This is a genomic window from Nakamurella sp. (assembly GCF_048594475.1).
In the GTDB taxonomy this organism is placed as follows: domain Bacteria; phylum Actinomycetota; class Actinomycetes; order Mycobacteriales; family Nakamurellaceae; genus Nakamurella.
The window spans coordinates 1-4,914 of record NZ_JBMDXT010000496.1 but is presented as its reverse complement, the minus strand read 5'-3'; the positions used below and the strand labels follow the sequence as shown (position 1 = coordinate 4,914).

Annotated in this window: 4 protein-coding genes; 1 reads left to right on the top strand and 3 read right to left on the bottom strand. The window is 73.7% G+C overall.

The window, feature by feature from the left end; all coding sequences use genetic code 11:
- Positions 1 to 919 (bottom strand): serine/threonine-protein kinase (locus ACOJUF_RS22505; RefSeq protein ID WP_420124044.1); only part of this gene is annotated, 919 nt, incomplete at its 3' end.
- Between the two features lie 159 nt (positions 920 to 1,078).
- On the opposite strand from ACOJUF_RS22505, the gene ACOJUF_RS22500 reads away from it, so the two are divergent.
- Positions 1,079 to 2,485: an MmgE/PrpD family protein gene (locus tag ACOJUF_RS22500; RefSeq protein WP_420124043.1), complete on the top strand. Its 1,407-nt coding sequence runs from the start codon at positions 1,079 to 1,081 to the stop codon at positions 2,483 to 2,485.
- Between the two features lie 45 nt (positions 2,486 to 2,530).
- On the opposite strand, the gene meaB is transcribed toward ACOJUF_RS22500, so the two are convergent.
- Together meaB and ACOJUF_RS22490 are read right to left on the bottom strand one after the other, a co-directional pair.
- Complete coding sequence (gene meaB, locus ACOJUF_RS22495) at positions 2,531 to 3,550, bottom strand: methylmalonyl Co-A mutase-associated GTPase MeaB (protein WP_420124045.1); 1,020 nt, start codon at positions 3,548 to 3,550, stop codon at positions 2,531 to 2,533.
- The coding region (locus ACOJUF_RS22490; RefSeq protein ID WP_420124042.1) for a glutamate--cysteine ligase at positions 3,547 to 4,914 on the bottom strand (1,368 nt) is incomplete at its 5' end. The genes ACOJUF_RS22490 and meaB, both read right to left, overlap by 4 nt.

Below are 4,914 nucleotides of genomic sequence, written 5' to 3'. Positions count from 1 at the left end.
CGCCGGCGGCCCCGGCGCCGAATCCGGGCCACTCGCTGCGCGGGATCCGGGTGACCGTGGCCAGGTAGGTGCCGGAGGGGTCGTCGGCGATGCCGCGCATCACCTGCAGCGCCTTCTCCAGCCGCATGCGCAGGTTCGGGGTCTTGACCAGCAGCCCGGAGACCACGGCGCCCAACCGGCCGGAGTGCGGATGCGGCGGGACCGGATCCTTGACCACCGAGGTCAGGGTCGCGATGGCGGTGCCCTGATCGAACGGCGGCCGGCCCTCGACGCAGGCGTAGAGCAGGCCGCCCAGGCTCCAGGCGTCCGACACCGGCCCGGCCGGTGTCCCGCTGGCCACCTCCGGGGCGATGTAGGCCGGCGAGCCCAGCAGCAGGCCGGTGGCGGTCATCGTGTTCTCGGCCGAACTGCGGGCGATGCCGAAGTCGGTGAGCTTGATCCGGCCGTCGTCGCAGATCAGCACGTGGGCCGGCTTGACGTCGCGGTGGGTGAGGCCGGCGGGGTGCGCGGCCAGCAGCCCCGAGGCGACGGCCACGCCGATCGTGGCGGCCTGGCCGTCCGCCAGCCGGCCGACCCGCTTGAGGATGTCGGCCAGGGAGCGGGAGTGCAGCAGCTCCATCACGATGACCGGCCCGGCCGGCACCGTCAGGATGTCGAACAGGGTGATGACGTACGGGTTGGACAGCGCGGCGATCGCCCGGGCCTCGCGCAGCGTCCGCTGTTCGAGCTGGCGCCGTTCGGCCGCCGGCGTGCCGACCGGGAAGTCGATCTCCTTGATCGCCACGTTCCGGTGCAGCACCAGGTCGGTGGCCGCCCACACGGTTCCCATCGAGCCCTTGCCGATCACCGAGTCCAGGCGGTACCGGTCGGCCAGCACCCGTGGGGGCGGGGTCCCTCCCGGGGCACTGGATGCGGTCACCGGACCATCGTGCCAAAGCCCCGGGGGCGGCCGACACCGCCGCGCGGTGTGGTGTCGGCCGCAGGGTGACCTCGACGGTGCCGGCGGACGGCTCCGGTCGATCGGCCGATGCATCCCGCCCGGTTCGCCCGCGCGGGCCGGACGGGCGAGAATGGGGCGGTGGCGGACACGGGCGACGCGGTCGGTTCCGGGGCGTCGATCAGCCGGCGGCTGGCGCAGTGGTCGGTGGACGTGCGGTACGACGCGTTGCCCCCGGCGACCAGGGGCCGGGTCGGACAGTTCCTGCTCGACTATCTCGGCATCGCGCTGCGCGGCTCGACCCTGGATTCCAGCCGCCCGGTCCGGTCGCTGGGGCAGCCGCCCGGTCCGGCGACGGTCCTGGGCCGCGCGGGCGGGGTCGGGGCGGAGTGGGCCGCGCTGGCCAACGGCATGGCCGCGCACAGCATGGAACTGGACGACACCTACCTGCCCGGCTCGGTGCACAACGAGTCGTTCGTCCTGGCCACCGTGCTGGCCCTGGCCCAGGAACGCGACGCGTCGGGCCGGGAGGTGATCGAGGCGACGGTCACCGGCTGGGAGGTGGCCTGCCGCGCGGCGGCGGCCCTGCGCCCGGCCGTCACCAACGCCCGCGGCTTCCACCCGACCGGGACCTGCGGCGCGCTGGGCGCGGCGACCGCCGCCGCGCGGATGCTCGGGCTGGACGCCGAGCGGACGGCCGCGGCGATCGGTATCGCGACGAGCCAGGCGAGCGGACTGCTCGAGTACGTCACGGACGGGGCCTGGACCAAGCGGTTCCACGCCGGCTGGGCCGCCCATGCCGGCATCGTCGCCGCGCGCCTGGCCGCCGCCGGCATGACCGCGCCGGCGACGGCGATCGAGGGGCGGTTCGGCTTCCTGCACGCCTACTCCGGCGATCCGGACACCGACCTGCTGCTCGACGGGCTCGGCGACGGGTACGCCATCGACCGCACGGCGCTGAAGTACCACCCGTGCAACTACTACATCCAATCCGTCAACGACTCGGTGCTCGCCCTGGTCCGGGACGGCGTCCGGGCCGAGGACGTCGCCTCGGTCCTGGTCCACACGGTGTCGGCGGCGGTGCCCCTGGTCTGCGAGCCGCTGGCCGTGCGGCGCCGGCCGGCGGTGATGATCGACGCGCAGTTCAGCGTCCCGTTCAACGTCGCGTTGGCCCTGTCGACCGGCCGGGTGTCGTTCCGCGACTTCACACCCCGGATGTTCGCCGACCCGGGCCTGCGCGATCTGATGGATCGGGTGGACTATCGGGTCGAGCCCGACTTCGACCGCCGCTACCCGGCGGAGTGGCCGGGCCGGGTGGACGTGGTCCTTCACGACGGGTCGACCCGGTCGGCCCAGACCCTGCACGCCCGCGGTGATCCCCGCAACCCGCTGTCCTGGGCCGAGGTCGTCGACAAGCACCGCGGCATCGTGGCCGGGCTGGTGGCCGAGCCCGACGGCGACCAGATCATCGCAGTGGTCGAGGATCTCGACCGGCAACCGGACATGGCCGCGCTGACCAGAGCCCTGTCGCGGATCCGGGTGGACTGATCGCGGCCGGTGCCGGCCGGCCGGTGCCGGTCAGGACGGTGCCGGTCAGGACGCGTCGAAGGCGCGCAGGATGGCGTCGGCGGCGGCCGGCGCGGGCAGCGTGCCGGCCAGCACCTGCGGCCGGACCCGGTCCGCGGTGTCGGCGACCGGGACCGAGCGGCGCAGCCGCTGCTCCAGTTCGTCCCGGACCAGGGCCCAGGTCAGCTCCCACCGTTGCCGGGAGCGCTTGTCGGCCAGCCCGTCCGGGCCCTGCGTGGTCCGGTGCCGCAGCACCGCCGCCCAGACCTCGTCGATGCCGTCCCCGGTGAGGCCGGAGCAGGTCAGCACCGGCACCGACCAGCCCGACCCGCCGGAACCGGCGGGAGAGCCCGCGGACCGCCCGCGCACCAGGCGCAGGGCCCCGGCCAGGTCCCGGGCGGCGGCCGTGGCCTCGACCACCCGGTCGCCGTCGGCCTTGTTGATCGCGACGACGACGGCGAACTCCAGCACCCCCATCTTGATGCCCTGGATCTGGTCGCCGGAACGGGCCAGGGCCAGCAGCAGGAACGTGTCGACCAGGCCGGCGACCGTCGTCTCGGACTGCCCGACCCCGACCGTCTCCACCAGCACCACGTCGTACCCGGCCCCCTCCAGCAGGGTGATCGTCTGCGCGGTGGCCCGGGCCACCCCGCCCAGCGTGCCGGCGCTCGGGGACGGCCGGATGAAGGCGTTCGGATCCGCGGCCAGCCGGGGCATCCGGGTCTTGTCGCCGAGCACCGACCCGCCGGTGCGGACGCTGGACGGGTCGACGGCCAGCACGCCGACCCGCAGTCCCCGCCCGGTCAGCAGGGTGCCGAGGGCCTCGACGAACGTCGATTTGCCCACCCCCGGCACCCCCGAGAGGCCGACCCGCACCGCGTCCGCGGCCGAGCCGGACAGCGTCGTGAGCAGCGAGCGGGCGAGCTCCCGGTGGTCGTCCCGGGTGGACTCCACCAGGGTGATCGCCCGGGAGAGCGCGGCGCGGGACCCGGCGGCGAGATCGGCGGCGAGCCGGTCCGGGTCGAGCAGGCGGCGCGGCGTGCTCAGCCCGGCACCTCCCAGGTGTGCACGGGCTCGTTGGCGTGCATTCCCGCGGAGTAGAGCTTGAGCATCTCGGTCAGCGCCGCGTCCCGGGACAGCCCGCGGCGCTCCAGCGCGGCGACCGTCTCGGCCTGCCACCAGGAGCCGTTGCGACGGGTGATGCAGCGGTCCCGGACCACCCCGAGGTAGCGCTCACGCACCTCGTCGTCCACCCCCCAGCGGGCCAGCCCCTCGTGGGCCTTGGGCAGCAGATCGCGCAGGATCAACTCGTCCCACGTGACCTGCCCGAACCCGGGCCAGTAGAAGACGGCGTCGGTGCCGAGCCGGGCCCCGGTGTCGAAGTTGGCGTGGGCGGCGTCGAACGACATCTTGGTCCAGATCGGCCGGTCCTCGGTGGCCAGCACGGTCAGCGCGCCGTAGTAGAACGCGGCATTGGCCAGCACGTCGATGACGGTCGGACCGGCCGGCAGCACCCGGTTCTCCACCCGCAGGTGCGGGCGGCCGTCGACGACGTCGTACACGGGCCGGTTCCACCGGTACACCGTGCCGTTGTGCAGTCGCATCTCCTGCAGCCGCGGGGCCTTGCCGGCGGCCAGCACGGCCTCCGGGTCCTCGTCGGTGCACTCGGGCAGCAGCGCGGGGAAGTAGCGGACGTTCTCCTCGAACAGGTCGAAGATCGAGGTGATCCACCGCTCGCCGAAGAACACCGGCGGCCGCACGCCCTGGTTGCGCAGCTCGGGCGACCTCGTGTCGGTGGCCTGGAGGAACAGCTCGGTGCGGGTCTCGGCCCACAGCCGTTTGCCGAACAGGAACGGCGAGTTGGCGCCGAGCGCCAGTTGCGGCCCGGCCAGCACCTGGGCGGCGTTCCAGCAGGCGGCGAAGTCGGCGGGGGAGACCTGCAGGTGCAGCTGCACCGACGTGCAGGCCGATTCCGGGGCGATCGTGTCGGCGTACATCTTCAGGTGCTCGACCCCGCTGATGTCCAGCTCGAGGTCCTCCCGGCGGGCGGCGAAGACGGCCTCGTCCAGCGCCTGGTAGCGGGGATTGGCGCTCATCCAGTCGGTCTCGAAGTGCTCGGTCCGCAGCGTCGGCAGGATGCCGATCATGATGATCTCCGAGCCGGTGCGGTTGGCCCGCTCCTCGGCGTGGTCGAGCGAGGCGCGCAGCAGCTGCTCGAGCTCGGCCATCGACGCGCCGCCCAGCTGGCGGGGGGCGACGTTGAACTCGATGTTGTAGCGCCCCAGCTCGGTCTGGAAGTCCGGGTCGGCGATGGCCTCCAGGACGCGGGCGTTGGCCATGTCCGGCTGCCAGTCCCCGTCGACCAGATTGAGCTCGATCTCCAGGCCGGTCATCGGCTGGCCGAAGTCGAA